Annotated in this window: 21 protein-coding genes; 15 read left to right on the top strand and 6 right to left on the bottom strand. The window is 58.1% G+C overall.

Features of this window, described 5'->3' with window-relative positions:
- Window positions 1-97: 97 nt before the first annotated feature.
- Window positions 98-796 (top strand): SDR family NAD(P)-dependent oxidoreductase, encoded by a 699-nt coding sequence (locus KUV52_RS02680; RefSeq protein WP_222524381.1) that lies wholly within the window; start codon window positions 98-100, stop codon window positions 794-796.
- A gap of 1 nt (window position 797) precedes the next feature.
- Here KUV52_RS02680 and nadK read toward each other — a convergent pair whose 3' ends face one another.
- Complete coding sequence (gene nadK, locus KUV52_RS02675) at window positions 798-1,682, bottom strand: NAD(+) kinase (protein ID WP_222524762.1); 885 nt, start codon at window positions 1,680-1,682, stop codon at window positions 798-800.
- A 93-nt stretch (window positions 1,683-1,775) separates the two neighbouring features.
- Here nadK and grpE point away from each other — a divergent pair, with 93 nt between their 5' ends.
- Window positions 1,776-2,390, top strand: a complete 615-nt coding sequence (grpE, locus tag KUV52_RS02670) for a nucleotide exchange factor GrpE (protein WP_222524380.1) — start codon at window positions 1,776-1,778, stop codon at window positions 2,388-2,390.
- A 129-nt stretch (window positions 2,391-2,519) separates the two neighbouring features.
- Here the strand turns inward: grpE and KUV52_RS02665 are convergent, their stop codons facing one another.
- The gene (locus tag KUV52_RS02665) at window positions 2,520-3,863 is read right to left on the bottom strand and encodes an FMN-binding protein (RefSeq protein WP_222524379.1); all 1,344 of its coding nucleotides are present in this window, start codon (window positions 3,861-3,863) and stop codon (window positions 2,520-2,522) included.
- A gap of 187 nt (window positions 3,864-4,050) precedes the next feature.
- On the opposite strand from KUV52_RS02665, the gene KUV52_RS02660 reads away from it, so the two are divergent.
- The gene (locus tag KUV52_RS02660) at window positions 4,051-5,226 is read left to right on the top strand and encodes an FAD:protein FMN transferase (RefSeq protein WP_222524378.1); all 1,176 of its coding nucleotides are present in this window, start codon (window positions 4,051-4,053) and stop codon (window positions 5,224-5,226) included.
- 107 nt (window positions 5,227-5,333) lie between these two features.
- On the opposite strand, the gene KUV52_RS02655 is transcribed toward KUV52_RS02660, so the two are convergent.
- Window positions 5,334-6,371: a porin gene (locus tag KUV52_RS02655; RefSeq protein WP_222524377.1), complete on the bottom strand. Its 1,038-nt coding sequence runs from the start codon at window positions 6,369-6,371 to the stop codon at window positions 5,334-5,336.
- 534 nt (window positions 6,372-6,905) lie between these two features.
- On the opposite strand from KUV52_RS02655, the gene KUV52_RS02650 reads away from it, so the two are divergent.
- Together KUV52_RS02650 and KUV52_RS02645 are read left to right on the top strand one after the other, a co-directional pair.
- Window positions 6,906-8,648, top strand: coding sequence for a PhnD/SsuA/transferrin family substrate-binding protein (locus KUV52_RS02650; RefSeq protein ID WP_222524376.1), 1,743 nt, complete (start codon window positions 6,906-6,908; stop codon window positions 8,646-8,648).
- The gene (locus KUV52_RS02645) at window positions 8,624-9,253 is read left to right on the top strand and encodes a response regulator transcription factor (protein ID WP_261389831.1); all 630 of its coding nucleotides are present in this window, start codon (window positions 8,624-8,626) and stop codon (window positions 9,251-9,253) included. The genes KUV52_RS02650 and KUV52_RS02645 overlap by 25 nt, the downstream gene beginning before the upstream one ends.
- Here KUV52_RS02645 and KUV52_RS02640 read toward each other — a convergent pair.
- Together KUV52_RS02640 and KUV52_RS02635 are read right to left on the bottom strand one after the other, a co-directional pair.
- Window positions 9,244-9,990, bottom strand: a complete 747-nt coding sequence (locus tag KUV52_RS02640) for a murein L,D-transpeptidase family protein (RefSeq protein ID WP_315900179.1) — start codon at window positions 9,988-9,990, stop codon at window positions 9,244-9,246. The two genes, KUV52_RS02645 and KUV52_RS02640, sit on opposite strands and share 10 nt — an antisense overlap.
- A gap of 138 nt (window positions 9,991-10,128) precedes the next feature.
- Complete coding sequence (locus tag KUV52_RS02635) at window positions 10,129-10,851, bottom strand: SDR family oxidoreductase (protein ID WP_222524375.1); 723 nt, start codon at window positions 10,849-10,851, stop codon at window positions 10,129-10,131.
- A 113-nt stretch (window positions 10,852-10,964) separates the two neighbouring features.
- Here KUV52_RS02635 and KUV52_RS02630 point away from each other — a divergent pair, with 113 nt between their 5' ends.
- The gene (locus KUV52_RS02630; protein WP_222524374.1) at window positions 10,965-11,798 is read left to right on the top strand and encodes a LysR family transcriptional regulator; all 834 of its coding nucleotides are present in this window, start codon (window positions 10,965-10,967) and stop codon (window positions 11,796-11,798) included.
- Here KUV52_RS02630 and KUV52_RS02625 read toward each other — a convergent pair.
- Complete coding sequence (locus KUV52_RS02625; RefSeq protein ID WP_222524373.1) at window positions 11,795-12,712, bottom strand: DMT family transporter; 918 nt, start codon at window positions 12,710-12,712, stop codon at window positions 11,795-11,797. The genes KUV52_RS02630 and KUV52_RS02625 overlap by 4 nt on opposite strands.
- Before the next feature lie 248 nt (window positions 12,713-12,960).
- Here KUV52_RS02625 and dnaK point away from each other — a divergent pair, with 248 nt between their 5' ends.
- From dnaK to carB, 9 genes are all read left to right on the top strand, one after another.
- Window positions 12,961-14,874: a molecular chaperone DnaK gene (dnaK, locus tag KUV52_RS02620; RefSeq protein ID WP_222524372.1), complete on the top strand. Its 1,914-nt coding sequence runs from the start codon at window positions 12,961-12,963 to the stop codon at window positions 14,872-14,874.
- Window positions 14,875-14,961: 87 nt separating this feature from the next.
- Window positions 14,962-16,089, top strand: a complete 1,128-nt coding sequence (gene dnaJ, locus KUV52_RS02615) for a molecular chaperone DnaJ (RefSeq protein ID WP_222524371.1) — start codon at window positions 14,962-14,964, stop codon at window positions 16,087-16,089.
- Between the two features lie 198 nt (window positions 16,090-16,287).
- Window positions 16,288-17,418, top strand: a complete 1,131-nt coding sequence (locus tag KUV52_RS02610; RefSeq protein ID WP_222524370.1) for a PepSY-associated TM helix domain-containing protein — start codon at window positions 16,288-16,290, stop codon at window positions 17,416-17,418.
- Window positions 17,419-17,529: 111 nt separating this feature from the next.
- Window positions 17,530-19,473: an alpha/beta hydrolase family protein gene (locus KUV52_RS02605; protein WP_222524369.1), complete on the top strand. Its 1,944-nt coding sequence runs from the start codon at window positions 17,530-17,532 to the stop codon at window positions 19,471-19,473.
- A gap of 29 nt (window positions 19,474-19,502) precedes the next feature.
- Window positions 19,503-20,318, top strand: a complete 816-nt coding sequence (locus tag KUV52_RS02600; RefSeq protein WP_222524368.1) for a M48 family metallopeptidase — start codon at window positions 19,503-19,505, stop codon at window positions 20,316-20,318.
- A 52-nt stretch (window positions 20,319-20,370) separates the two neighbouring features.
- Window positions 20,371-20,982: an FKBP-type peptidyl-prolyl cis-trans isomerase gene (locus KUV52_RS02595; RefSeq protein ID WP_222524367.1), complete on the top strand. Its 612-nt coding sequence runs from the start codon at window positions 20,371-20,373 to the stop codon at window positions 20,980-20,982.
- Between the two features lie 105 nt (window positions 20,983-21,087).
- Window positions 21,088-21,900, top strand: coding sequence for a 4-hydroxy-tetrahydrodipicolinate reductase (gene dapB, locus KUV52_RS02590; protein WP_222524366.1), 813 nt, complete (start codon window positions 21,088-21,090; stop codon window positions 21,898-21,900).
- Between the two features lie 183 nt (window positions 21,901-22,083).
- Entirely contained in the window at window positions 22,084-23,232 is a 1,149-nt protein-coding gene (carA, locus tag KUV52_RS02585) for a glutamine-hydrolyzing carbamoyl-phosphate synthase small subunit (protein WP_222524365.1), read from the top strand.
- A gap of 18 nt (window positions 23,233-23,250) precedes the next feature.
- Window positions 23,251-26,472, top strand: coding sequence for a carbamoyl-phosphate synthase large subunit (gene carB / locus KUV52_RS02580; RefSeq protein ID WP_222524364.1), 3,222 nt, complete (start codon window positions 23,251-23,253; stop codon window positions 26,470-26,472).
- The last annotated feature ends 16 nt before the right edge of the window (window positions 26,473-26,488 follow it).

Genomic DNA, 26,488 nt, shown 5'->3' with positions numbered 1-26,488 from the left:
GTACGGGAATACAGTATATGCAGATTTTTTGTCCGGTAAAGCAGCAGGAAAAGAAAATCGTGCACACACTGAGAATTTGCCCGAGAGGAGTGGGGAGATGAGTGCCGTCGCCGTGGTCACTGGCGCCAATCGGGGGATCGGTTGGCATACCGCTCAACAGTTGGCGTTACTGGGTTACCAGGTGGTGCTGACCGCCCGCTCAGCGGCGGCCGCAGAGCGGGCGGCGGCCCAATTGAGAGAACAGGGGGGCAGGGCATGGCCCTTTGAGCTGGATGTGCGGGATTCGGTGGGGGCAGCCAGACTGGCCGCCTGGCTTGGCAATCATCTGGGCCGGGTCGATCTGCTGATCAACAACGCCGGCGTGTTTCTGGATGACGCCGTTTCTTTACTGGATCTGGACGATGCCACCCTGCACACCACGCTGAACACCAATCTTCTCGGCCCCATCTACCTTTGTCGGGCGCTGGTGCCTATGATGCTGGCGCAAAACTATGGCCGAATAGTGAACCTTTCCTCCGGTTATGGAGCGCTCAATGATATGGGGCCCAATATCGCCGCCTACCGCATCTCCAAGGCGGGGCTTAACGCGCTGACTGCGGTGTTGGCGGCTGAGCTGACCGGCACCAATGTGAAGGTCAATTCCGTCTGTCCGGGGTGGGTGAGAACCGATATGGGCGGGCCAAAGGCCAATCGTGATCCAGCGGAGGCTGCTGCGGATGTGGTTTGGGCCGCCACCCTGGACGATGACGGCCCCAGCGGGGCGTTTCTGCGCTACCGGGAGCGCATCCCCTGGTAGTTCAGAACAGTTTGCTGCCCCAGCCCAGCTTGCTTCGCAGCACCTGGAAGTAGCTGTGTCCTTTGGGGTGGATCAGACGCAGCGCGTGGTCCGCCTTACGAATGACGATTTCATCCCCCGGCAGTGCGGACAGGGTGATGTGCCCGTCGCAACTGACCTCCAGTGGCCGGTCCTTCATATCTGGAGATGCGATCAGCTTCACCTCGCTGTCGCCGTCCACCACGATGGGGCGGCCGGACAGGGTATGGGGGAACATGGGCACCAGAATCACCGCGTTGAGGTTAGGGGTCAGAATGGCGCCGCCGGCAGAGAGCGAATAGGCAGTAGAACCGGTCGGGCTGGAAACGATCATGCCGTCAGCGCGCTGGCTGTACATAAAATGCCCGTCGATGTAGACCTCAAACTCGATCATATGGGCCACTTTGCCGGGGTGCAGAACCGCTTCGTTGACTGCGGTGTTGGAGGCTTTGAGTTCGCCATGGCGGTAGACTTCCGCCTGCAGCAGGAATCGACGCTCCGCGTCGAACTCTCCGGCCAGCACCCGCTCCAGCGGGCCCTCGAAGTGCTCTGGGTCCAGGTCGGTCAGAAAGCCCAGGTTGCCTCGGTTTACACCGATCACCGCCACATCGAAGCGGGACAACACCCGGGCCGCGCCCAGCATGTTGCCGTCACCGCCGACGACGATGGCCAGGTCGCAGCGTTGGCCCAGTTCAATCAGGTCTACCCGCTCCGCTTTGTCGCAGCCGAGTTGCTTCGCCACCCGCTTTTCCAGCAGTACCTCGTAGCCCTGCTTACGCAGCCAGTAGAACAGCCGGGTCAGGGTCTGGTTGGCACCGTCGTGATCCGGTTTGCCAATCAGGCCGATGGTATGGAAGGGATTGGTCATGATGATGTTGGCACTAGCCCTTGAAGTGGCAGAGTTCGTCCCCATAATAGGCTCAGTGATTTATTGAATAAAGTGGTTTTGCCTGGAGTTGAGATGGCTGACAAGCAGGAAAAAGTAGCGCCGAATGAGGAAATTGAAGCAACTGAAGCCCAAGCGGTAGAAAACGCCGCAGAGGATCAGGTGCAGGCTGAAGACGCTGCCGCTGAACGCATTGCCGAGTTGGAAGCGGAGCTGGTCAAGGCACAGGACACCATCGTCGGGCAGAAAGACAGCGTCGTCCGCGCTGCCGCTGAGGTGGAAAACATCCGCCGTCGCACTGCCCTGGATGTGGAGAAGGCACACAAGTTTGCCCTGGAGAAGTTCGCCAACGAACTGCTGCCCGTGATCGACAGTCTTGAGCGCGCTCTTGAGGTGTCTAACACCGAAGATGAGGCGATTAAGCCGATGCTGGAAGGGGTCGAACTGACGCTGAAGAGCATGCTGGCGGCCGTAGCCAAGTTTGGTATTGAGGTGGTTAACCCGGTGGGTGAAGCCTTCAATCCGGAGCTGCATCAGGCGATCTCCATGCTGCCGAGCGAAGAGTTTGCGGCCAACACTGTGATCTCCGTGATGCAGAAAGGCTACGCTCTGAACGGTCGTCTGCTGCGACCGGCAATGGTGATTGTCTCCCGCGGTTCCGATACGCCGTCCGTAGACACCCAGGCCTGAGCCAGACTGATATGAAAAAGCCGCCCCCTGGGCGGCTTTTTTTGTACCTTGCGCCCGGATTAGGGCAAAGAAAAAGCCTCCCGGATGGGAGGCTTTGCAGGGAATGATGACTTAATTGGCGGCGTCTGTTCAGCCTTTCTTGTGCTCGGCAACCACACCGTCAGCGCGCATCTCTTTGTAGAGTACGTCAGCCAGTTTCAGGTAGTTGGCCCAGCTGGCGGACAGCTTGGTAAAGCCGGTTGCCGCGTAGCTGCCGGTGTCGCCGGTGGCGGGCAGGTCCTGAATATCGAACATGGAGCCGCCTTCAACAATGTGGGCTTCCAGTGCATCAAACATCACGTTGAAACCGATGCGAGCCGGCTCCTCGTAACCGATGGACTGGTACTTGGACTGGCGGTAGAACTTCTTCAGAGACGCGTCGGTGATCTGAGCTTTCTCATCCGCGAAGATCTCGTCGTAGTAAACGTCGACGATCTGCTGAGTCTTGGTGTCCACCACAAAGCGCAGCATGGCGGTCAGGCCGGTCCACTTGCCCTTCTCATCCAGCAGTTTCTCAGCCTGCTGATAGAACTTCATGGTGGTGCCTTCGGCGTTGATGCGGCTGTGGATCTTGGCGGTCAGCGGCACCATGGACTGCTGAATGGAGTTGGAGGCGCCAGCGACGATATCCAGTCCCAGGTACTTGATGCGGTTGGGCTCTTTCAGCTTGTTGGCCAGCTTGGGATCCCAGTCGGGGTTGAGTTCGAAGGTCAGCTTGTCCTCTTCCACCATCAGGCGCTCCATGGTCAGAGAGGATTGAACCCAGGCGGTGCCCTTCTTCTTACCCATGGAGAAATTGTACTCGGACATGCGCTTCGGCACGCCCTGATACAAACGGGTGTAGTAGTTGGGGCGGCCTTCCTCGTTAAACTCGGCGAAGATCACGTCATCCGGGTTATTGCTGTTCAGAACCACGGTCATGGAGCCCATGTGGCCCTGACGGAAGCGGGCTTCCTCGTAGTAGTAATCGCCTTTGAGCAGACCCAGCTGGGGCTGAATAGACCACTTCAGCTTGAACTCTTCCTCACCGCCCTGCTTGGCACCAACAGTCTGGTACTCCGGCTTGGAGCCATCCGCACGGGGCAGGTCATTAACGGCGCGCAGAATGCCGTTGGAGGAGACGGTGGCACCGGAAACGGCATCGATCCCTTCATGGCCGTTGTTGGCCACGATTTGGGGCAGCAGACGCTCGGCATTGAGGAACAGGGATTCGGTCTCGTTGTGAGACTTGGTCTTGATCTCCTGGATCTTGCCCTCTTCAACAACGACGGTCAGCACGATCTCGCTCTTTTTGCCTCTGGCAGACACTTCATGAGTGCCATCGACGTATTTGCCAGCGGGGGCAGTAGAGGCGCAGCCGGAGATGGCCACAGCCACAGCGGAGCTCACCAGGCACAGCTTAATGCGTTTAAAGTGGTTCACGTTCTCACCCATAAGTCTTTTTAATGACGATTTGTTATGAGTGAGGATAGGGATCCTCGCGCGAGGAACAATTGCGGAAAACCACTATATACGGGGGGGATATATCAAAATTGTGATCCCGATCCTCCTATATTTTGTGGGGTCGAAATTTTTTGGCTGTGCTAAAATGCATCACCTAACTTTTTCAAAGAGTGGTCTGATGAAAATCAAAACAATTGCGGTTGCATTAGCACTGCTACTTCCCACCTTTCATGCTTATTCGAACACGGATGCGATAGCTGATAAATTGCCTGGCAAAGTTGACCCGGATAAAGGCATGGACAGCCAATGCAAACAGGATGGAATAATCCAGATTGGTGATGATTACAGTAGTCTCACCACTCTGAAATATTTTGGCACCTCCATCTCCATCCATATCTATGACGCAGGCGACAGCGATGTGGAAAAGGCGTTGTGCGAGAGTCTTGGTATCGTCAAAAGGCTGCACCACCTGGGCTCGGACTACCAGACCTATGAAGGGGTGGTGAACATTCGCTCCATCAATAATGCGCCGACAGAGCAGCACAAAATCGACCCTGAGTTGGTGGAGTTAATCCAGGCAGGCATCGATTGGCACCGCATCTCCAAGGGCTACTTCAACATTGCTGTGGGGCCTGTTGTGCAGGAGTGGCGACGTCAACGTAATGCCTGCGCGGCTCCGACAGAGGCCGACAATGGCTGCAGTCTGCCCAGTAAGGAAGCACTAGCTGAAGCCTCAAAACACATTGATATCAGCAAGATAGAACTCGACGCCAAGGCGGGCACCATCACCATGGCAGAGGGGATGAGCCTGGACCTGGGTGGCATTGCCAAGGGCTGGATGGCAGAGAAGGTGCTGGATCATCTGGTGGAGGCGGGCGTGCGCTCCTTTGTCATTAACGCCGGTGGCAACATCCGGCACTGGGGTCTGCATCCCGAGGGGCGCGATTTTGTGACCGCGATTGAGGATCCGATCTGCAAGAAGTATGACTTTGAGCGCCCGGGCTGTGACCAGATAGATGGCCAGTTTCATGAAATTGTTGCCGGAGAAAACCTCACCATTGTTTCCAGTGGGAATTATCTGAAATATTACCGCGTCGGTGATAAAGAGTATCATCACATTATCAATCCCAATACAGGCGCTCCAAAAACGGAAGGCGTTTCTGTGTCGGTCGTGATGAATGACCAGCATATTTATGCTGATGTACTCTCTACTACGCTGTTTTTGATGCCCGAAGCGGAAGCCATGAAAATGGCGGAAGAGTTACCTTATCTGGAAGCGGTCTGGTATCTGGATGAACAAGGCAATAAGGTAATGACCAGCGGCTTTGAAAAGTATCGGGTTAAATTGAACTAAACTTTAAAAAGGTGTTCCAGGTGAACACCTTTTTATTTTTTGTCTTTATAAACAAAAGCCCCGAATTAAACGGGGCTTTTTCATTGTTCAGATTCAGAACCGAAAACTCAGAACTGGTACTTCAAACCAACAGCGACGATATCATCATCGAACTCGCTGTAATCATCGATACGGTATTGGCCCAACTCAGTGTGCATGGTCAGCTGTCGCGCCATTTTGTATTCGGCGCCCAGAGCCCATTGGGTCATGGAGGGGGCGTCACCGCCGGTAAAGGCGCCCGCTTTGTAGATCTCGTTTACCACTCGGCCGGTGCCGGAATCATCCTGACCAAACTGCGCTTTGAACTTCCAGTTGTTGTGCTGGTATACCGCGTTGACGATATAGCCAAAACCTTCCCGATCTTCGTAGTGGGTGGTGTCTTTGTTGAAGCCTTCCAGTGCCTGGGTGTCCTGCACAATCAGGCCCAGCTTCAGGTTGTTCAGTTTGTACTGAGCCACACCGCGGATCGCTTCGATCCCCTCAATGCCATCGCCGTAGGCTGCAGCCAGGTACAGGTTGCTGTTGGAGAACTGCTTGTCGCCGTAAGTGATTGCCACCTGGTAGTTGCTGTCATAGGGGCTGTCGGCGTCGTCTTTCAGAATCACACTGGCACCAAGGTGAATATTGTTCCATTTGGCAGAGCGGTACTCCAAGGAGTCGCCATGGCGTTTGTTACCGGCAAATACGCGGTCCATGGTCATGGTAGTCAGACCGAAGATGTCGGCACCGCCTTTGATCATCTTCAGTACCGGGTCGATGCGACCGAAGGAGATGGCACCCGCAACGTCGTGCTTCAGGCCCACGTAGGTGGGACGGGAGGAGAAGGTGTTGCTGCTGTCGTCAGCGTTCAGGCCCACTTCTGCACGGTAGAAGAACTCAGTGCTTTCGGAGATCTTCTCGGAGCCGCGCAGACCCAGACGAGTGAAGTTGTTTTCCAGCAACCAGCCTTCCTGACCGGTCTGCTGAGTACCCACGCCCGCCGAGCTGTAGGTCAGGGAGTAATCCAGGGTGCCATAGAACGTCGGCATGTCCGCCTGGGCGGAAGCGGAGAGCATCAGGGCGGCGCTGCAAGCCGCGGCGAGAGTGGAGCGTTTGATAGTGTTCATCGGTTATCCCAGTGTGTCGGGCTCTTTGTGGCCCATATTCCATCTGGGTGCCGTGCAGAGTGTTGCGCTTGTAGGCACCCGCCGAGAGATTGCTGCCCCGAGGGGCGGTATTGACGGGATGGATTACACCTGAGCGGGGTTTGAACCGGATATAGTGGTTTTCCGAAGCCCCCTGTGCGCAGTGAGGCGGGTCACGGGAGTTGCGCAAAACAAGCGAAAGAATCGGTCACGGAAGGAGAGCGGATTGGTGAAGCGGGTCACATTACGGGCGGGGATAGCGCGAACGGTGTTCTGCATCCCGGGTTGACGGCTCTCGGCTCGCAGCCGCCAGTTCAGGCTGACTAGTGGTTTTCCGCAATTGGCGGTTGAATGTGACCTTAATGGGATACGAACGGGTGAAAATGGGTGAAAATACGGGCTCATTCAAAGCGTGAATCGGGATAGAGACACCGTACCGATGAGTCCGGTTGGGAGCTGACGTTGCCGTTGATCAAATTGTGCTGTTATCGCGCCTTGCGAGGCTTTCGGAGTGTTTTGGGGCTGCTTGCCCTGATCCTCTCCTGTCCGCTGTTGGCGTCAACTGAGGTGTCTGTGGCGGTGGCCTCCTTTGACCGACCCGAGGCGGTACAGCAGCGCTGGCAGCCCACGCTGGATTACCTGAACCAGGGCCAGTCCCAATATCACTTCGTTCTTCGGGCCATGCCGCCGGCTGAGCTGGAAGCGGCAATGGAGCGTGGTCAGATCCACTTTATGATCCAGAACTCCGTGAAGACGGTGCAGTTCAAGGAGAAGTTTGGTGCCAGCCAGTTGTTGACAGCGGCGCCGCTTTGGACCGATTCCGCCGACAAAGCCATTGGCTCCGCTGTGGTGATGCGTGCTGGAGAGGCGATCTCCTCGATTGAGCAATTGGCCTCTCTGCGAGTGGTTTCCACCTCCCCCCATGCCTTTGGTGGCTACCTTGCTTACTTGCGGGAGCTGGCGGACAGGGGCTTCAGCCCAACCTCCTTTTTTGATGACCTGCAGTTTGTTGGCTTCCCCCAGCGCCAGTTGCTTCAGCGTCTGTTGGATGGCACCGCCGATGTGGCGATCCTGCCAAGCTGTCTGATGGAAAGCGCCGAAGTGGAGGGCCGGATCCCCGTTGGTGCCCTCACTGTGGCGTTGGATCGTCGCCCGGCGGATTTCCCGTGTGGTGTTAGCAGCGCGCTCTATCCCTATTTCACCCTCTCTATGCTCAGTCCTGCAGACAGCGAAACCGCCACTTATCTGGTGCGACGATTGCTAGAGTTGGCGCCGGATGACCCGGCAGCTCAACGGGGGCGTTATCAGGGCTGGACCGTCCCGATGGACGACCGCGAGGTGTATGCCCTGCTGAAATCCATCGGCCTGTGGCCATTTGAAACGGACTGGCACTACCTGGCGGGACGGGCAATGCCCTTTGCTATTGGTCTGGCACTGCTGCTGTTGGCGGGCTATTTCCACCATTTGAGGGTTAAGGCCCTGGTGGCTCGCCGCACCACGGAACTGCGGGAAGAGATGGCGGAGCATGAGCAGACACAACGCCGCCTGACCGAGCAGGAGCGCGCATTCTATAAGGCGCAACGCGTATTGCTCACCGGAGAGATGGCAGCGGGGATCGCTCACGAACTGAATCAGCCGCTGGCCAGCATCCGTTACCTGGCACAGGGCTGCGGCTACCGCCTGGAGAAGGGCGCTGACTCGGCCGAGCTGAAAGAGGGGTTGGGACGCATTGGCCGACAGACGGAAAAAGCCCAGGGAATCATTCAACGCTTGAAGAGCTTCTGCGCCCGGCCCATGACCAACGAGTCGGTCGCGCTCGATTCGCTGATCGAGGAAACTCTGGAGCTGATGGCTACGGATTTCCGGCGCTTCGACTGTCAGCCCGAGGTCACACTGCCCCGGCAGGGCGGGATGACGGTTCCGGGCGATGGGGTGCTGATCCAGCAGGTGCTGGTTAACCTTATCCGCAATGGCCTGGATGCGATGGAAGCGCTGATCCCCTCTCAACGCCAGCTCTCTATTGCGCTGGCCCCGGAGGCGGATGGCTGGCTGGTGACGATTCGGGACCACGGCTGTGGGCTGTCGGACGAAGCGCTGGACCGGCTGTTCTTCCCATTTGAAAGCAGCAAGCCGGATGGGCTGGGGCTGGGAATGATGATCTGCAAACGGATCATTGATGAGCACCAGGGTTGGATCCAGGCCCGCAATGCGGAGCCGGGACTGGAGATAAGAGTATGGCTACCAGGGGAGCGCCATTGATGGATGCGATCTTTGTCATTGATGATGAAGCGGATGTACGGGAGGCCCTCAGCTGGATGTTGGAGGGGTGTGGCTACCAGGCCCGCTGTTTTGCCTCCGGCCCGGAATTTCTGGCGGCGCTGGAACCGGGCACGACCGGAGTGGCCATCATCGACATTAAGATGCCGGGGATGGATGGGCTGGCGTTGCAGGCCGTCCTGAATGAACAGGGCTGCCTGTTGAGTCAGATCTTCCTGACCGGCAACGCCACGGTGCCGAAGGCGGTACAGGCGCTGCAGAATGGCGCACTGGACTTCCTCGAAAAGCCGGTGGACGGCGATAAGTTGATTGGCTTGATCGAGCAGGGACTGACCCGCTCCAACCAGCTGGCGGAAACCACCCGTCAGCGGGCGGACCTGGAGCAGCGCCTGGCGTCACTGACGCCGAGAGAGCGCGACCTGATGGAGCGTGTGGTGGCGGGCAAAGCCAATAAGGTGATCGCCGCCGAACTCTTTATTGCTCAGCGTACGGTGGAGATCCACCGCCACAATCTGTTTGAAAAGATGGGGGTCAGCAACGCCGCCGAACTGGCGCTGCTGTTGGGGCGGCATCAGGCTCAGGGCTGAAGCTGTACCGTATCCTGCTGGGCCATCTCGGCTTCCACCCGGGGCGCCGGAGCCACGTAGTCCGGGCTCAGTTGGGCCAGGCTGGTTTCGATCTCGGCATACTTGTGGGCCACCCAGCGGGGCAGGCCAAAGGGGACGGAGAGCGCATCCTGGCGTGGGTCACGGGGGCTGATCACCACTTCAATATTTTCCAGGCCGATATCGTGGGCCAGCACGAACAGCTCTTCAATGTAGCGGTCACCCATGGCCAGACAGCCCTGGGAGACATCGCTGCCATGGATAAAGATGTTGCCGCCCAGGTCTCCCCGTTGCTCCAGGGCGCCGTAGTGGCGGTCCATGGCGTTGGGGTAGTCAATTCTCAGTGAGAGGTGGTATTGGCTGTTGGGGTTGGCGGCATCGATCCGATACACCCCTTCCGGCACCTGGAAATCCCCCTGGCGCATCTTGGGCCGCAGACTGCCGCTGGCCTCAAGAATCGGGTAGGTACGCAGTTCCTGCCAATCCCCTTCAGAACCCTGCAGCCAAATCTCGAGACGACGGTCGGCTTTGATCGCCACCAGCTTCATCGCTACGGGGGTGAAGTCGTCGGGAAGAATGGCAAAAAAGGGCGCCAGGCGAACGCGGGCATCGGGGCCGTATGTGGACAAAACCTGCTCTACGGTGCGCTCACTGGTGCGGCCAAAGGCGGGCAGAGCCAGGAGCAAACAAAGCAGTATGGTCAGCAGGATTTGAAACACAGAGCCTCCTAAGGTCAATTGGCGCAGGAGTGTTTCACAGCTTGCAAGACGAATCAATTGGTCAAACGGCCCCCAATACTGAAAAGAATTGCACAAAAAAGCCCGCTTTGGCGGGCTTTTTTCTTGTGATTAAGGCGCTTACGGCTGTTGGCGGGTGGTGGCCAGCACGATCTCGCGAATGCAGACATTTTGCGGTTGGGCGTAGGCGTATTGGATGGCGTTTGCCACATCCTGAGCAGCCAGCACACCCCCCATGTCGGTTTTCCAGTCGTCGTAGCCCGCCTTGATGGCGTCACTGGTGGTGTGGCTCAGCAGTTCAGTCTCAACCGCACCGGGAGCGATGGTGATCACCCGGACATCATCCAGAGCTACCTCTTCGCGAATGTTTTCGGAGATGGCGTGGACGGCGAACTTAGTGCCGCAGTAGGCCGCGTGGTTCGGGAAGGTCTTGCGGCCAGCAATGGAGCTGACATTGATGATGGTGCCATGTTTGCGGGCGCGCATATCGGCCAGTACGGCATGGATGCCGTTGAGCAGGCCCATCACGTTCACATCAAACATCTGCTGCCATTCGTTCGGGTTCTGTTCATGAGCCATGCCCAGCAGCATAACGCCGGCGTTATTGATCAGGGCATCCACCGGACCAAACTGAGCTTCCGCTTCGGCAATGGCGGCGGCCATCGCTTTGCCGTCGGTGATGTCCACCTTACGACACAGGGTGTTGGGCAGACCCAGCGCCTCAAGGCGATCCAGGCGGCGGGCAATCAGCAGCAGCGGGTGACCCGCAGCGGACAGGGTACGGGCGGTAGCTTCACCGATGCCGGAGCTGGCGCCGGTAATCACGATCAAAGGCTTGGACATGGGGGTCTCCAAAGGACGTTAAGGGGCGGTTGATTCCGCGATGACGCGCACTATAGAGAGCTTAGACATTGGGATAAAATATTATCTTTCTGGATCAGAGATAGGTTTTACCTATGGATTTGCGCCGCCTTCGCGCCTTTGTGGCCGTGTTTGAAACCGGCAATATGACGGTCGCCGCCGAGCGTTGTTTTGTCACTCAACCCTCCCTGTCGAGCGCCATCAAACAGCTGGAGGAGGAGTTGGGCACCACCCTGTTTCTCCGCCACAAGCGTGGCGTGGACCTGACCGACAGCGCGCATCAACTCTACCCCCTGGCCCGGCAGGTGCTGGCTCAGGCGGAGCAGTTGCCCGTCCTGTTTCAGGCCCGCCAGACCCGCCTGAAACTGGGGATTGCCAACTTTCATGACATCAGTCCCCGTCGGCTGGCAGAGTTTTTGCGCCGGGCCCAGACGGCGGAGCCCCGACTGGAGTTATCACTGCTGGACCATGACGCCTCCGGTTGGGATGCCCGAATCACCCTTGATGTGTTTAAGCGACCTCAGGATCTGTTTCTGCCGTTATGGGAGGAGGACTACCGCCTCTGTGTGCCGCTGGAACACCCGCTGGCGGCCAAGTCCGAGGTCAGCATCGCCGATCTGAACGATTACCCCTTTATTGAGTGTGCTGCCTGTGAAGCCCATCAGCAGACACTGAGTTTGCTGGCCAGCGCCGGGTTCTCTGTGGACCTGGTGGCCAAGGCCACGCACAAAACCCAGGTTAGGCACCTGGTGGAAGCGGGGATTGGGATCTCATTCCTGCCCAGCGGCGTGTTGGAGGGGAGCGCGGTGTTGAAGGCGGTGCCATTGGCGGCGCCAAGGATGTTCCGTCGTATCGGACTCTGTGTGGAAGCGGACAGAGCGGACAGCGAGGGGCTGGCCGCTCTGTTGGCGGTGGCTCGCCAGGCTTAACCGGCGCTGCGGCTGGGGGCGAGGCGGGCGATCAGCTTCGGCCCCAGTTGCTGGACCAACAAGCCACAAACGATCAGCGCCAGACCCATAAAGGTGGCGGGGACGATCGTCTCGCCCAGGAAGGTGGAGATAAAGAACAGGGAGAGGAACGGACCCAGAAACACCAGGTTGGTGAGCGGGGCCGTCTGCTCCGCCGTGCGCATCGCCTTGAGCCACAGTACGAAGGTGAAGCCCATCTCAAACAGGCCGACGTAGGTGGCGCCCGCCAGTCCCTGCCAACTGGGCAGCGACAGCTCGCCGCGCCAGGCGCACACCGCCAGAATGCACGGCAGGCCGATCAGGAAACTCAGCAGCAGACTGATCACCGGATCCCCCTTATCCCGGGTGTTGACGATCCAGTAGAGTGACCACAGCAGAGTGGAAAGCAGCGCCAGCGCCACCCCCATCGGACGTTCAAACTCCAGTGCCATCAGGTCGCCGCCGGTGGCGATCACCACCACACCGAAATAGGCCAGCAATGCCGCGCCAACGTCCCAGCTTCTGAGCTTCTGTCCCAGCATCGGCACTGCGAGAAGACTCAGCAGAATGGCCCAGGTGTAATTCAGAGGCTGCGCCTGTTGCGCCGGCAGCATGTCGTAGGCGGCAAACAGCACAAGGTAATAGAGGAAGGGATTCAGCAACCCGCTCTGCACGTACACCAGCGGATTGGAGAGAAACTGGCCCTTAAGTCGCGACAGTTTGCCCTGCACACCCAGAATAAGGGCCAGCACCACGGTGGACGCCAGGGAAGCAAACAGCAATAGCTGGGCAGGGGTCATCTCCGCCAGAGACAGCTTGAAGGCGGTGGCCACAGTGGACCACAGCAAAACGGCACCGATGCCGTAAGTCATCGCGCGGGCTTGGTTTTTAACCATTTCGAACCGCTCACTCGAACAACGTGGTGGGAATTGTAGAAAGTATACTATTTCAACAATGTGGACTCGAGACGAAATTTTAATGAAAGCCCCTTGAAAATGTGCGCCACCTCCCCCATTTCGCATTCCAGTTGCGGGGCATCCAAAAAAATTTGGATCCGGCCCCTTGAAAGGGGGTCCCCCTGGCCCCAAATCCCAGTTAACAGTGAATAACCGCATCGGTTTCAAGTTTTATTGGAGGCTCTACGATGGGCAAGATCATCGGTATTGACCTGGGTACCACCAACTCTTGTGTGGCCATTCTGGATGGTGACAAACCTCGCGTAATTGAAAACGCTGAGGGTGATCGCACCACCCCTTCTATTATCGCGTACACCGATAACGAAACCCTGGTGGGTCAGCCTGCCAAGCGTCAGGCCGTGACTAACCCCCACAACACCCTGTTCGCCATCAAGCGTCTGATCGGCCGTCGTTTCAAAGACGAAGTGGTTCAGCGCGACATCGGCATCATGCCGTTCAAGATTGTTGAAGCGGACAACGGTGACGCCTGGGTAGAAGCTAAAGGCCAGAAAATGGCGGCACCGCAGGTGTCTGCTGAAGTGCTGAAGAAGATGAAGAAAACCGCCGAGGATTACCTGGGCGAAGAAGTGACCGAAGCGGTAATTACCGTTCCGGCCTACTTCAACGACTCTCAGCGTCAGGCCACCAAAGACGCAGGCCGCATCGCCGGTCTGAATGTTAAGCGCATTATCAACGAGCCGACCGCCGCTGCACTGGCGTACGGCATGGATAAGCGCCAGGGCGACAATGTGATCGCGGTATACGACCTGGGTGGCGGTACCTTCGACATCTCCATCATCGAGATCGATGAAGTGGATGGCGAGCACACCTTTGAAGTACTGGCCACCAACGGTGACACCCACCTGGGTGGTGAAGACTTCGACAACCGCCTGATCAACTACCTGGTTGAAGAGTTTAAGAAAGAGCAGGGCATTGACCTGAAAAACGATCCGTTGGCGATGCAGCGTCTGAAAGAAGCCGCTGAAAAAGCCAAGATCGAGCTGTCCTCTGCTCAGCAGACCGAAGTGAACCTGCCGTACGTTACTGCAGACGCTACCGGTCCGAAGCACATGAACATCAAGGTTACCCGTGCCAAGTTGGAAGCTCTGGTTGAGGATCTGATCCTGCGCTCCCTGGAGCCGCTGAAAGTGGCCCTGCAGGACGCGGACCTGTCCGTATCCGACATCAACGACGTGATTCTGGTGGGTGGTCAAACCCGTATGCCGAAAGTACAGCAAGCCGTTGCTGACTTCTTTGGCAAAGAGCCGCGTAAAGACGTCAACCCGGATGAAGCTGTCGCCATGGGCGCCGCTATCCAGGGTGGTGTACTGTCTGGTGACGTGAAAGACGTACTGCTGCTGGATGTGACTCCGCTGTCCCTGGGCATCGAAACCATGGGCGGTGTGATGACCGCGCTGATCGAGAAGAACACCACCATCCCGACTAAGAAGTCTCAGGTGTTCTCCACTGCGGAAGACAACCAGTCTGCGGTAACCATTCACGTGCTGCAGGGTGAGCGTAAGCAAGCCAATGCCAACAAGTCTCTGGGTCAGTTCAACCTGGAAGGCATCCAGCCGGCTCCGCGTGGTCTGCCGCAGATTGAAGTGGCGTTCGACATCGATGCCGACGGCATTCTGCACGTGTCCGCAACCGACAAGAACACTGGCAAAGAGCAGAAGATCACCATCCAGGCCTCTTCCGGTCTGTCTGATGATGAGATCAGCAAGATGGTGAACGAAGCCGAAGCGCACGCTGAGGAAGACAAGAAGTTCGAAGAACTGGTGCAGGCCCGCAACCAGGCTGACGGTCTGGCTCACGCCACCCGCAAGCAGGTTGAGGAAGCGGGCGAAGCCCTGCCGGCCGAAGACAAAGCCAAGATCGAAGAAGCGATCGCGGCGGTGGAAGAGGCGACCAAGGGCAACGACAAAGACGCCATCGAAGCCAAGACCCAGGAGCTGATCCAAGCCTCTGCTAAGCTGATGGAAATTGCTCAGCAGCAAGCTCAGGCTCAAGGCCAGGCTGAGGGCGGTGCCCAGCAGCAGAAATCCGCGGATGACGTGGTTGATGCTGAGTTCGAAGAAGTGAAAGACGACAAGAAGTAAGTCTGAACACTGAAACTGCACTGCAAGCGGGCGACCGGCCATCCCGGCCGCCCGCTTTCGTATTAAAAAAGAAGACGGCGATCTGACATGTCAAAACGCGATTACTACGAAGTGCTGGGAGTGGGCCGGGACGCCAGCGAGCGGGACATCAAAAAGGCCTATAAGCGCCTGGCGATGAAGTACCACCCGGACCGCAACCCCGGTGATGCTGCTGCGGAAGCCTCCTTTAAAGAGGTGAAAGAGGCTTACGAGATCCTGACTGACGACCAGAAACGGGCAGCCTACGATCAGTTTGGCCACGCGGGTGTGGATCCAAACCGTGGTGGCGGCGGCTTTGGTGGCGGCGCGGACTTCGGTGACATCTTCGGCGACGTGTTTGGCGACATCTTTGGTGGCCGCCGCGGTGGTCGTCAGCAGGCGCGCAGTGGCGCGGATCTGCGTTACAACCTGGAGCTGTCTCTGGAAGAGGCGGTGAAGGGCTGTAAGAAAGAGCTTAAGATCCCCTCTCTGGCCTCCTGTGATACCTGCCATGGCAGTGGCGCCAAACCGGGCACCAGTGCCAACACCTGTGGTACCTGTCACGGTACGGGTCAGGTTCAGATGCGTCAGGGCTTTTTCGCGGTTCAGCAAACCTGTCCGAGCTGTGGTGGCCGAGGTAAGGTGATCACCGATCCCTGCACCAGCTGTCGCGGTCAGGGCCGGGTTGAGAAGACCAAGACCCTATCCGTGACCATCCCGGCCGGGGTGGATACCGGTGACCGCATCCGTCTGGCCGGTGAAGGTGAAGCGGGTGAGATGGGCGCTCCAGCAGGTGACCTGTACGTACAGGTGCACATCAAAGAGCACCCGATTTTTGTCCGTGATGGCAATAACCTCTACTGCGAAGTGCCGATCTCCTTTGCCAATGCGGCGCTGGGTGGCGAAATTGAAGTGCCGACCCTGGATGGCCGAGTGGCGCTGAAAGTGCCTGCGGAAACCCAGACAGGCCGTATGTTCCGCCTGCGTGGTAAGGGCGTGAAGTCGGTGCGCAGTCATGCGGTGGGCGATCTGGTGTGTAAGGTGATCATCGAAACTCCGGTAAACCTGACCGAGCGTCAGAAAGAGTTGCTGCGGGAGTTGGATGAAACCTGTGCCGCGTCTGCCAAGCGCCACAAACCTAAGGCGGAAGGCTTCTTTGATGGTGTGAAGAAGTTCTTTGATGACCTGACCAGCTAAGCGTCATCGGTTGCCAAAAACGCGTCCCTGAGGGGCGCGTTTTTTTATGAGCCCTTCAAGCAACATCGCCATCCTCAAACGTAAAGCTGTGCAAATTTGAGGGATTTTGTTCACCATTGCGAATGAAAGTGATTCGCATTACATTGGTTTCTGATACGCTTCCCGCTTCAATTTCTGTGTATTGATTAAGGAAACCAAATGGCAGCGTTACGCTGGCTCCACCGCTGGGTGGGACTGGTCACCGGAGTGGCTTTTACGATTTTGACCCTCACCGGCGTTTATCTGGGTGCGGAGGAGTGGTGGCGTCAGATCACGGCCCATGGCCAGTCCTTCCAGCCGCAGACTCTGTTGCAGCAAGGACAGACCCTGGATCGCCTTAGTGAAGTCAGGGAGGCAGCGGGGGAAACGGTCACCGGTCTGGCGGTGCCAACGTCGCAGTACCCCTTCTACCGGATCACTGCCGGTCGCAGTCAATATGACTACGCCGCGAGCGATGATGCGTTGCTGGCGCACAGCGAACGTGGCCAGGGCGGGTTGGGCTCGGTGATGATGGATCTGCACCGCACCTTTATGCTGGGACGGGACCCTGTACTGGGCACACTGACGGGTCCGGACCTGGCCGCCATCATCACCTTGATCGGTGCAGGGCTGGGCCTGATTGGTTTGGTTCTCTGGTGGCCGTTGCGCCGAGGGTTCCGCTGGCGGACTGCGGTTATCCCAAGAAATACCCGTCGAGGGGAGCTGTTTAAGAACCACGTCCATGGCGCTACTCTGCTGAGCCTGCCCCTGCTGCTGCTCTGCATCACCGGTGCGGCGGTGACCTACCGGTCCCAACTGGTTCAGTGGCTGGATGCCAAAGAGGTGGAGTATCGCTATCTGCTGGATACCCCGGTTCCCGCTGGCGACACCTGGACTGAACGCCTGGCGGCGGCGCAGCGCCTGATCCCAGATGGAGAGTTTCAGCGAGTCAGTTGGCCCCGCTTTCGTGGTGAGCCCAAGCCCCGGGAGGGCGTCGACCTGACTCACACGGTACAACTGGCCTTTGCGACCCCGGAGGATTGGTTTGGTGTGCCAAACAGTCGGGTGTTTCTCGATCTCAACAGTGGGCAGATACAGGCGGCTTATCGTTTTGACCAACTGAGCCTGGGGCAGAAGCTCTACCGTTTTATTGTGCCTCTGCACAGCGGCCGTCTGATGCCCAGCGGCTACACCCTGACCATCACCCTGCTGTGTGCCTGGATGAGTTGGGTGATGATCACCGGGATGGTCGCGATGATTCAGGGGATGTGGCCAAAACGGCGTCGAGCCCCTCGAGTCGCTAAAGCGTAAATCCAGCCAGAAAAACTGAACCAAGCTCAGAAAAAGCCGCCTCTTTGGTGGCTTTTTCTTTTGTTATCGCTCTGTTAGTTTCAGGGCTTGTGACCAAGGAGGGACAAAATTATGAAGCCATGGATATCGGCTTTTCTCCTGCTGTTCAGTGTGGCCACCTGGGCTAAGCCAGCAGACATCACGGCGTTCAGTCGAGCCGACCAGTATACCGAAGTAAAGATCTCACCGGATGGCGCGCATCTGGCGATCAAGATGCCGATCGACGGCAAACAGGTACTGGCCATTCTTGACGCGAAGACCAAAGAAACCCGCCACATTGCTCGCTTTAGTGGGGAGAAGCAGGTTGGTGCCTTCGATTGGGGAAACGATGAACGCCTGATTGTTCAGCTCGACTATTTTCGCGGTCTGCTGGAGCGCCCCGTTACTGCGGGTGAGTGGTTCGCGTTTAACCTGGACGGAAAACGCACCAGAAATATCTTCGGTTACCGCGCCGGAGGCCCGGAAACCGGAACCCGAATCCGTAATGGGCAATCGATCAAGGGCTATGGGGAGATTGTGGACCTCCTTCGGGATGACGATGACGAGATCCTGATCAGCTCTACCCCGTTTGATCAAGTCGCCGATGCCAGCCCTTTTCTTTACCGCCTGAACATCTACAACGGCAGAACCCGAAAGGTGACTCGCTCGCCCGTTCCTGAGGCCACCTTCCTGATCGACCACCAGGGACGTGCCCGGTTTGTTTCGGGGATCAGCGAGAAAGGCGTCAGCCAGATCTATTACCGCAATGACGAGGACAGCGACTGGGAGTTGCTCCGAGAAAATGCGAAAGCGGACCTGGATTTGCGTCCGTTGGCGTTTGCCGGTGACAACGAAGTCTATGTTCGAGCCTCAGCAGATGCCGATCTGACCGGGGTGTACAAGCTGAATATGACCAATGGTGAGAGCCAGTTGCTGTTCCGGGATAAGGTGGCCGACCCCAGTCATTTTTGGCTGAGTGCGGATGGCCGACATCTCTATGCCCTGGAGGTGGAGGCGGATTACCCCGAATATGTGTTTATCGATAAGGCTCGCCCGGAAACGCAAATGCTGAAAGACCTGCTGGCGGCATTTCCCGGTAAGCAGGTGCGTATTGTCAGCCAGACGCAAGACGGCAGTAAATCGGTTGTCCTTGCCTTCAGCGATCGGGATCCCGGCGGATTTTACCTCTATGACGACAAGGCAAAAGCACTGAGCAAGTTGGTGAGTCGCCGTCCCTGGGTAGACCCCTCGCAGTCGGCAGAGATGAAGCCAATTGAGTTCACCGCCCGGGACGGGCAATTGATTCGAGGTTTTCTGACTCTGCCTCCCGGCCAGGAAGTGAAAAATCTGCCACTGGTGGTGAACCCTCATGGTGGCCCTTATCAGGCGAGAGACTGGTGGGAATACCGTTCAGAAACGCAGCTGTTGGCCAGTCGTGGTATGGCGGTGTTGCAGGTGAACTTCCGGGGTAGCCCGGGTTTTGGTAAAGCTTTCCAGCAGGCGGGCTACCGCCAGTGGGGCGGGACAATCCAGCATGACATCATCGATGGTACCCGCTACCTGATTGAGCAGGGGATTGTTGATAAGGAGCGTATCTGCATCTTTGGCGCCAGCTTTGGCGGTTATTCGGCGATGCAGAGCGCCATTCTGGAACCGGACCTGTTTGCCTGCGCCATCGGATTTATGGGGGTTTACGATCTGCCGCTGATGTTCGAGGAGGGGGACGTTCCGGATAGCCAATATGGCGAGAACTATCTTCAGCGGGTACTGGGTGAGGACATGGCGCAACTAAAAGCGTTCAGCCCGGTCTATCAGGTGGAGAAACTCAAAGCGCCGGTTCTGTTGATCCATGGCGACAAGGATGAGCGGGCGCCCATTGAGCATGCGGAGCGGCTGAAAGCGGCACTGGAAGCCAGAAAGCACCCGGTGCAATATGTGGCGATGGATAAAGAGGGGCATGTCTTCTACAACGAGCAGAACCGTGCCGAGATTTACGAAACCCTGCTGGGCTTTTTGGAGACCCACCTGAAGCTCTGAGCAGTTAAGAGGCGTTATAGGTAATCGATATGCGTTCATTGGCGGTTGTAGCCGTGGTGCTGGCGCTGGCCGGGTGCACCAATCAGTCCCCCACCGGACGGGGGCAAACTCTGCTGTTCTCTCAGGAGCAGATGCGGGAGATGGGAGCGCAGTCATTCGCGCAGATAAAGCAGCAGGAGAAGGCCTCCACCGATAAGGCGATCAACGCCTACGTTCGCTGTGTTGCCGATGCGGTGACGGATCCGGCTCTGCTGGCCACCATCGACCCAAACCAGAAGGAAACCTGGGAGGTGGTGGTGTTTGAGTCGGATCAGGTCAACGCCTTTGCGCTGCCCGGTGGCCATATTGGCGTCTATACCGGGCTGCTTAAAGTGGCGAAAACCCCGGATCAGCTGGCGACGGTACTGGGCCACGAAGTGGCGCACGTACTGGCTGACCACGGTAACGAGCAGGTGTCCCGGGCGCAGATGACCAATGCGGGCCTGGAGATTGTTCAGATCGCACTGGGGGCCAGTGGCACAGAAAACCAGGATCTGATCATGGCGGGCCTGGGTTTGGGCGCTCAGGTTGGGATCGCCTTGCCGTTTGGCCGACAGCAGGAGAGTGAAGCGGATGTGGTGGGGCTGGAGTTGATGGCCAAAGCGGGCTTTGACCCGGCCGCCAGTGTCGAGTTGTGGCGCAATATGGCCAAAGCCAGTGGCGGCGCGCCACCGGAGCTGCTCTCCACCCACCCTTCGCACAGCACCCGAATCCAGGATCTGCAGCAGATGCAGGCACAGGCTCAGGGCTGGTATCAGCAGGCGAAGGGGCAGGGAAGGCACCCTGGCTGTCGAGTCCCACGTTGAAGGGTGGTACACTGCCCGCTCTTTACCGCGACAAAAAACGCAGGAACGCACAATGACCTTTGACTCTGTTGAACAGAAAGTGAGCTACGGTGTAGGCCGTCAGATGGGCGAGCAACTGGCTGGTAACAGCTTCGATGGCGTAGACATCGCTGCCGTCCAGGCTGGCCTGGCCGACGCCTTTGCTGGTCAGCCCAGCGCCGTACCGGGCCCGGAGCTGCAGGAAGCTTTTGCCGTGATCTCTCAGCGCCTGGCTGAAGCTCAGGAAGCCAAAGCCAAAGCGGCTGCTGCTGAAGGCGAAGCGTTCCTGGCTGACAACGCCAAGCGTGAAGGCGTTCAGGTGACCGCTTCTGGCCTGCAGTACGAAGTCCTGGCCGAAGGCGAAGGCGACAAGCCGGGTCTGCAGGACACCGTGCGTTGCCACTACCACGGCATGTTTATCGATGGCCGTGTGTTTGACAGCTCTGTTGAGCGTGGCGAGCCGGCTGAGTTCCCGGTGAGCGGCGTTATCGCTGGTTGGACTGAAGCGCTGCAGCTGATGAGCCCCGGCACCAAGCTGAAGCTCTACATCCCGCACCAGCTGGCCTACGGCGAGCGCGGTGCTGGCGGCGCTATCCCGCCGTTCTCCGCCCTGGTATTCGAGGTGGAGCTGCTGGCCATCGCCTAAGGCCGCAAACCCATAACCAAAAGGAAGCTTCGGCTTCCTTTTTTGTTGCCCGCAAAGCCGATATAGTGCGGAGCGTCACACTGAGTTAGAGAAAGGAGTACCGCCGTGCACGCGATTCGAGTGGCCATTACCGGAGCCAGTGGCCGAATGGGCCGAACCCTCATTGAAGCCGCCATCGACAACGAGGGAATTGAGCTGGGTGCGGCCATCGAACGGCCCGGTTCCTCCCTGATCGGAGTGGATGCCGGCGAACTGGTGGCGCGTGGTCGCCTTGATGTGGCGCTGGTGGACGATGTGGCGGCGGTGATGGACCAGTTTGACGTTCTGGTGGATTTCACTTCGCCGGAATCCAGCCTGGCGTTTCTTGAGTTGTGTCAGGCCAATGGCAAAGCGATGGTGATTGGCACTACCGGCTTCAGCGATGAGCAGAAGGCGCGCATCGCGGAAGTGGCGCAATCCCTGCCAGTGGTGCTGGCACCCAATATGGCGGTTGGGGTTAACCTCCTGTTTAAGCTGCTGGAAGTGGCGTCCGAGGTGATGGGCCACTACACCGACATTGAGATCATCGAAGGACACCACCGCTACAAAAAAGACGCGCCTTCCGGCACCGCCCTGAAGATGGGCGAGGTGATTGCCGAGACGCTGGGGCGTGATCTGAAAAGCTGTGCCATCTATGGCCGTGAAGGTATCACCGGCGAGCGCGACCGGGAGACCATCGCCTTCTCGACCATCCGGGCAGGCGACATTGTGGGCGAGCACACCGCCCTGTTTGCCGATATTGGGGAGCGTCTGGAGATCACCCATAAAGCCTCCAGCCGCATGACCTTTGCTAATGGCGCGATGCGGGCAGCCCGTTTTCTGGCCCAGCAGCCCCATGGTCTGTACGACATGCAGCAGGTCCTGGGATTGAAGGCGTGAAACAAAAAGGCCCGCAATATGCGGGCCTTTTTGTTGAGGAAATCTGTAGTCAAAACCGGATCCGACTGGTATACTGCGCGGAATTTGCCAAAAATTCCTATTTTAGGGGTTCCGGCAAGCGACCCTACAGCCATAAATGGCTAAGAATTAACAACTTATAATTATTTCTGGTGGGAGGTCAAGTTGAATAAAACTGCCCTGTTAGTGCTCCAGGATGGCACCGTTTTCCGTGGTAAATCCATTGGGGCGAACGGTTCATCCGTCGGAGAAGTCGTTTTTAACACTTCCATGACCGGCTATCAAGAAATCCTGACTGATCCCTCCTATTCCCGACAAATCGTCACCCTCACTTATCCTCACATTGGCAACACCGGCACCAACGCCGAAGACACCGAATCCTCCGCGATTCATGCCATGGGCCTCGTGATCCGCGATCTTCCCGTCCTGGCTTCCAACTTCCGAAACGAAGAATCCCTCTCTGATTACCTCAAGCGCCACAACATTGTGGGCATCGCTGATATCGACACCCGCAAGTTGACCCGCATCCTGCGCGAGAAAGGCGCACAGGCTGGCTGCATCCTGGTGGGCGAAGATTCCGAAGCCAACATCGCTGATGCGCTGGCTCAGGCTCAGGCATTCCCCGGCCTGAAAGGGATGGATCTGGCGAAGGAAGTGACCGTGTCCGATTGCTACAGCTGGCGTAACGGCAGCTGGAAGCTGGTGGGTGGTCTGCCCTCTGATACCCCCGCCGAGGAGCTGAAATACAAAGTGGTGGCGTACGACTACGGCGTGAAGCAGAACATTCTGCGCATGCTGGTGGATCGTGGTTGCGATGTGACGGTTGTACCGGCTCAGACGCCGGCGGCTGATGTCCTGGCGATGAAGCCGGACGGCGTGTTCCTGTCCAACGGCCCGGGTGACCCGGAGCCTTGTGACTATGCCATTGAGGCGATCACCGAGATTCTGAAAACCGAAACCCCGGTATTCGGTATCTGCCTGGGCCACCAACTGCTGGCTCTGGCCTCAGGCGCCCAGACCGTGAAGATGAAGTTTGGTCACCACGGTGGTAACCACCCGGTTCAGGACCTGGACCGCAGCACCGTGATGATCACCGCTCAGAACCACGGCTTTGCCGTGGACGAAGCGACCCTGCCGGCCAACCTTCGTGCCACCCACAAGAGCCTGTTTGATGGTTCTTTGCAGGGCATTCACCGCACCGATAAGCCGGCGTTCTCCTTCCAGGGTCACCCGGAAGCGAGCCCCGGTCCGCACGATGCCGCCCCCCTGTTCGATCACTTTATCGAACTGATGGATGAGTTTAAGGCCCAGTAAGCACAGAGAAGAATAACGATGCCGAAACGTACAGACATTCAAAGCATTCTCATCCTGGGCGCTGGCCCGATTGTAATTGGCCAGGCCTGTGAGTTTGACTACTCCGGCGCTCAGGCCTGTAAGGCGCTGCGCGAAGAGGGTTACCGGGTTATCCTGGTGAACTCCAACCCGGCCACCATCATGACCGACCCGGAGATGGCCGACGCCACCTACATCGAGCCGATCCACTGGGAAGTGGTACGCAACATCATCGCCAAAGAGCGTCCCGACGCTATCCTGCCCACTATGGGCGGCCAGACCGCACTGAACTGTGCCCTGGAGCTGGAGAAGCAGGGCGTACTGGAAGAGTTTGGTGTAGAGATGATCGGCGCTACCGCCGACGCCATCGACAAAGCGGAAGACCGTGCCCGCTTTGACAAAGCGATGAAATCCATCGGCCTGGAGTGCCCCCGTGCCGGGATCGCTCACTCCATGGAAGACGCGCACAAGGTGCTGGATCAAGTGGGCTTCCCCTGCATCATCCGCCCCTCTTTCACCATGGGCGGCACCGGCGGCGGTATCGCTTACAACATCGAAGAGTTCGAAGAGATCTGTACCCGTGGTCTGGACCTGTCCCCGACCAACGAACTGCTTATCGACGAATCCCTGATCGGTTGGAAAGAGTACGAGATGGAAGTGGTTCGCGATAAGGCGGACAACTGCATCATCGTTTGTGCCATCGAAAACTTCGACGCGATGGGGGTTCACACCGGTGACTCCATCACCGTGGCGCCGGCTCAGACCCTGACCGACAAGGAATACCAGCTGATGCGTAACGCCTCCATGGCGGTACTGCGTGAAATCGGCGTGGAGACCGGCGGTTCCAACGTACAGTTCGGCGTGAATCCGAAAGATGGTCGCATGGTGATCATCGAGATGAACCCGCGGGTGTCTCGTTCCTCTGCTCTGGCCTCCAAGGCGACCGGCTTCCCGATCGCCAAGATCGCCGCCAAGCTGGCAGTGGGCTTTACCCTGGATGAGCTGTCCAACGACATCACCGGCGGTGCGACTCCGGCCTCCTTTGAGCCCTCCATCGACTACGTGGTCACCAAGATCCCGCGCTTCAACTTTGAAAAGTTCGCGGGCGCCAACGACCGTCTGACCACTCAGATGAAGTCCGTGGGTGAAGTGATGGCCATCGGCCGTACCTTCCAGGAGTCCATGCAGAAAGCGCTGCGCGGTCTGGAAACCGGCAAAACCGGCTTCGACCCCATCGTTGATGTGAATGAGCCGGAAGCGCTGGCCAAGATCCGCTACGAACTGCAGGATGTGGGCGCTGAGCGTCCCTGGTACATCGCTGACGCCTTCCGCGCCGGCCTGTCCATGGAAGCGGTGTTCAAGATCACCAACATCGACCCCTGGTTCCTGGTTCAGATTGAAGAGCTGGTGAAGCTGGAAGAGAAAGTGAAAGAGGGCGGCTGGACCTGCCTGACCGCTGACTTCCTGCGTACCCTGAAGCGCAAAGGGTTCTCCGATGCCCGTCTGGCCACCCTGCTGGGCGTGTCCGAGGGCGAAGTGCGCAAACTGCGCCACAAGTTTGAGCTGTTCCCGGTGTACAAGCGGGTTGATACCTGCGCCGCCGAGTTCTCTACCGACACCGCCTACATGTACTCCACCTACGAGGATGAGTGTGAGGCGAACCCGTCTGACAAAGACAAGATCATGGTGATCGGTGGTGGCCCGAACCGCATCGGTCAGGGCATCGAGTTTGACTACTGCTGTGTACACGCGGCACTGGCGATGCGCGAAGACGGTTACGAGACCATCATGGTTAACTGTAACCCGGAAACCGTGTCCACCGACTACGACACTTCCGACCGTCTCTACTTTGAGCCGGTAACCCTGGAAGACGTGCTGGAGATTGTCCGCGTTGAGCAGCCCAAGGGTGTCATCGTTCAGTATGGCGGTCAGACCCCGCTGAAACTGGCACGTGCTCTGGAAGCCGCTGGCGTGCCGATCATCGGTACCTCCCCGGACGCCATTGACCGCGCCGAAGACCGTGAGCGCTTCCAGCAAGCGGTTGAGCGTCTGGGCCTGAAGCAGCCGGAAAACAGCACCGTTACCGCGCTGGAGCAGGCGGTTCGCGATGCGGAGCGCATCGGTTACCCGCTGGTGGTTCGCCCCTCCTACGTACTGGGTGGTCGCGCTATGGAGATCGTTTACGACGAGCAGGATCTGCGCCGTTACTTCAACGAAGCGGTGAGCGTGTCCAACGAGTCTCCGGTACTGCTGGACCGCTTCTTGGATGACGCGACCGAAGTGGACGTGGACGCGGTATGCGATGGCACCGACGTGGTTATCGGCGGCATCATGGAGCACATCGAGCAGGCTGGGGTTCACTCCGGTGACTCCGGTTGCTCACTGCCTCCCTACACCCTGAGCGCTGCCATTCAGGACGAGATGCGCGAGCAGGTTCGCAAGCTGGCACTGGAGCTGGGCGTAATTGGCCTGATGAACGTACAGTTCGCGGTGAAAGACAACGTGATCTACCTCATCGAGGTGAACCCGCGTGCCGCCCGTACCGTGCCGTTCGTGTCCAAAGCCACCGGTGTACCGCTGGCCAAGATTGCAGCCCGCGTTATGGCTGGTAAGAGCCTGCAGGAGCAGAACTTTACCCAGGAAGTGATTCCGCCGTACTACTCCGTCAAAGAAGTGGTGCTGCCGTTCAACAAATTCCCGGGTGTGGATCCGCTGCTGGGCCCTGAGATGCGCTCCACCGGTGAGGTGATGGGTGTGGGAGACACCTTTGCCGAGGCTTACGCCAAGGCGCAACTGGGTGCCATCAAGGATGTGCCGAAGAATGGCCGTGCACTGCTCTCCGTGCGTAACGGTGACAAGCGTCGCGCGGTAGACCTGGCTCAGAAGCTGGTTGAGCTGGGCTACGAGCTGGACGCCACTCATGGCACTGCGGTAGCACTGGGCGAAGCGGGCATCAACCCGCGCCTGGTGAACAAGGTGCATGAAGGCCGTCCGCACATTCTGGACCGCATCAAGAACGGCGAGTACAGCTACATCGTGAACACCACAGAAGGTCGTCAGGCCATCGAGGATTCCCGTCAGCTTCGTCGCGGGGCGCTTCAGCACAAGGTGAACTACACCACCACCATGAACGCCGCCTTCGCCTCCTGCATGGCCCACACTGCGGACGACCGCAGCACGGTGACTTCTGTGCAGGAGCTGCATAAGCGCAGCCTGGGTTAAACTCCGATAGTGGGGC

The organism is Ferrimonas balearica, assembly GCF_019802055.1.
Taxonomy (GTDB): domain Bacteria; phylum Pseudomonadota; class Gammaproteobacteria; order Enterobacterales; family Shewanellaceae; genus Ferrimonas; species Ferrimonas balearica_A.
Note: the sequence above shows the minus strand (reverse complement) of the source record. Positions and strands in the feature narration are given on the sequence as shown.

Bases quoted from the DNA above. Each gene is read 5' to 3' on its own strand.
- KUV52_RS02680 (WP_222524381.1), top strand. From the start codon at position 98: ATGAGTGCCGTCGCCGTGGTCACTGGCGCCAATCGGGGGATCGGTTGG.
- nadK (WP_222524762.1), bottom strand. From the start codon at position 1,682: ATGACCAATCCCTTCCATACCATCGGCCTGATTGGCAAACCGGATCAC.
- grpE (WP_222524380.1), top strand. From the start codon at position 1,776: ATGGCTGACAAGCAGGAAAAAGTAGCGCCGAATGAGGAAATTGAAGCA.
- KUV52_RS02665 (WP_222524379.1), bottom strand. From the start codon at position 3,863: ATGGGTGAGAACGTGAACCACTTTAAACGCATTAAGCTGTGCCTGGTG.
- KUV52_RS02660 (WP_222524378.1), top strand. From the start codon at position 4,051: ATGAAAATCAAAACAATTGCGGTTGCATTAGCACTGCTACTTCCCACC.
- KUV52_RS02655 (WP_222524377.1), bottom strand. From the start codon at position 6,371: ATGAACACTATCAAACGCTCCACTCTCGCCGCGGCTTGCAGCGCCGCC.
- KUV52_RS02645 (WP_261389831.1), top strand. From the start codon at position 8,624: ATGGCTACCAGGGGAGCGCCATTGATGGATGCGATCTTTGTCATTGAT.
- KUV52_RS02635 (WP_222524375.1), bottom strand. From the start codon at position 10,851: ATGTCCAAGCCTTTGATCGTGATTACCGGCGCCAGCTCCGGCATCGGT.
- KUV52_RS02630 (WP_222524374.1), top strand. From the start codon at position 10,965: ATGGATTTGCGCCGCCTTCGCGCCTTTGTGGCCGTGTTTGAAACCGGC.
- KUV52_RS02625 (WP_222524373.1), bottom strand. From the start codon at position 12,712: ATGGTTAAAAACCAAGCCCGCGCGATGACTTACGGCATCGGTGCCGTT.
- dnaK (WP_222524372.1), top strand. From the start codon at position 12,961: ATGGGCAAGATCATCGGTATTGACCTGGGTACCACCAACTCTTGTGTG.
- dnaJ (WP_222524371.1), top strand. From the start codon at position 14,962: ATGTCAAAACGCGATTACTACGAAGTGCTGGGAGTGGGCCGGGACGCC.
- KUV52_RS02610 (WP_222524370.1), top strand. From the start codon at position 16,288: ATGGCAGCGTTACGCTGGCTCCACCGCTGGGTGGGACTGGTCACCGGA.
- KUV52_RS02605 (WP_222524369.1), top strand. From the start codon at position 17,530: ATGAAGCCATGGATATCGGCTTTTCTCCTGCTGTTCAGTGTGGCCACC.
- KUV52_RS02600 (WP_222524368.1), top strand. From the start codon at position 19,503: ATGCGTTCATTGGCGGTTGTAGCCGTGGTGCTGGCGCTGGCCGGGTGC.
- KUV52_RS02595 (WP_222524367.1), top strand. From the start codon at position 20,371: ATGACCTTTGACTCTGTTGAACAGAAAGTGAGCTACGGTGTAGGCCGT.
- carB (WP_222524364.1), top strand. From the start codon at position 23,251: ATGCCGAAACGTACAGACATTCAAAGCATTCTCATCCTGGGCGCTGGC.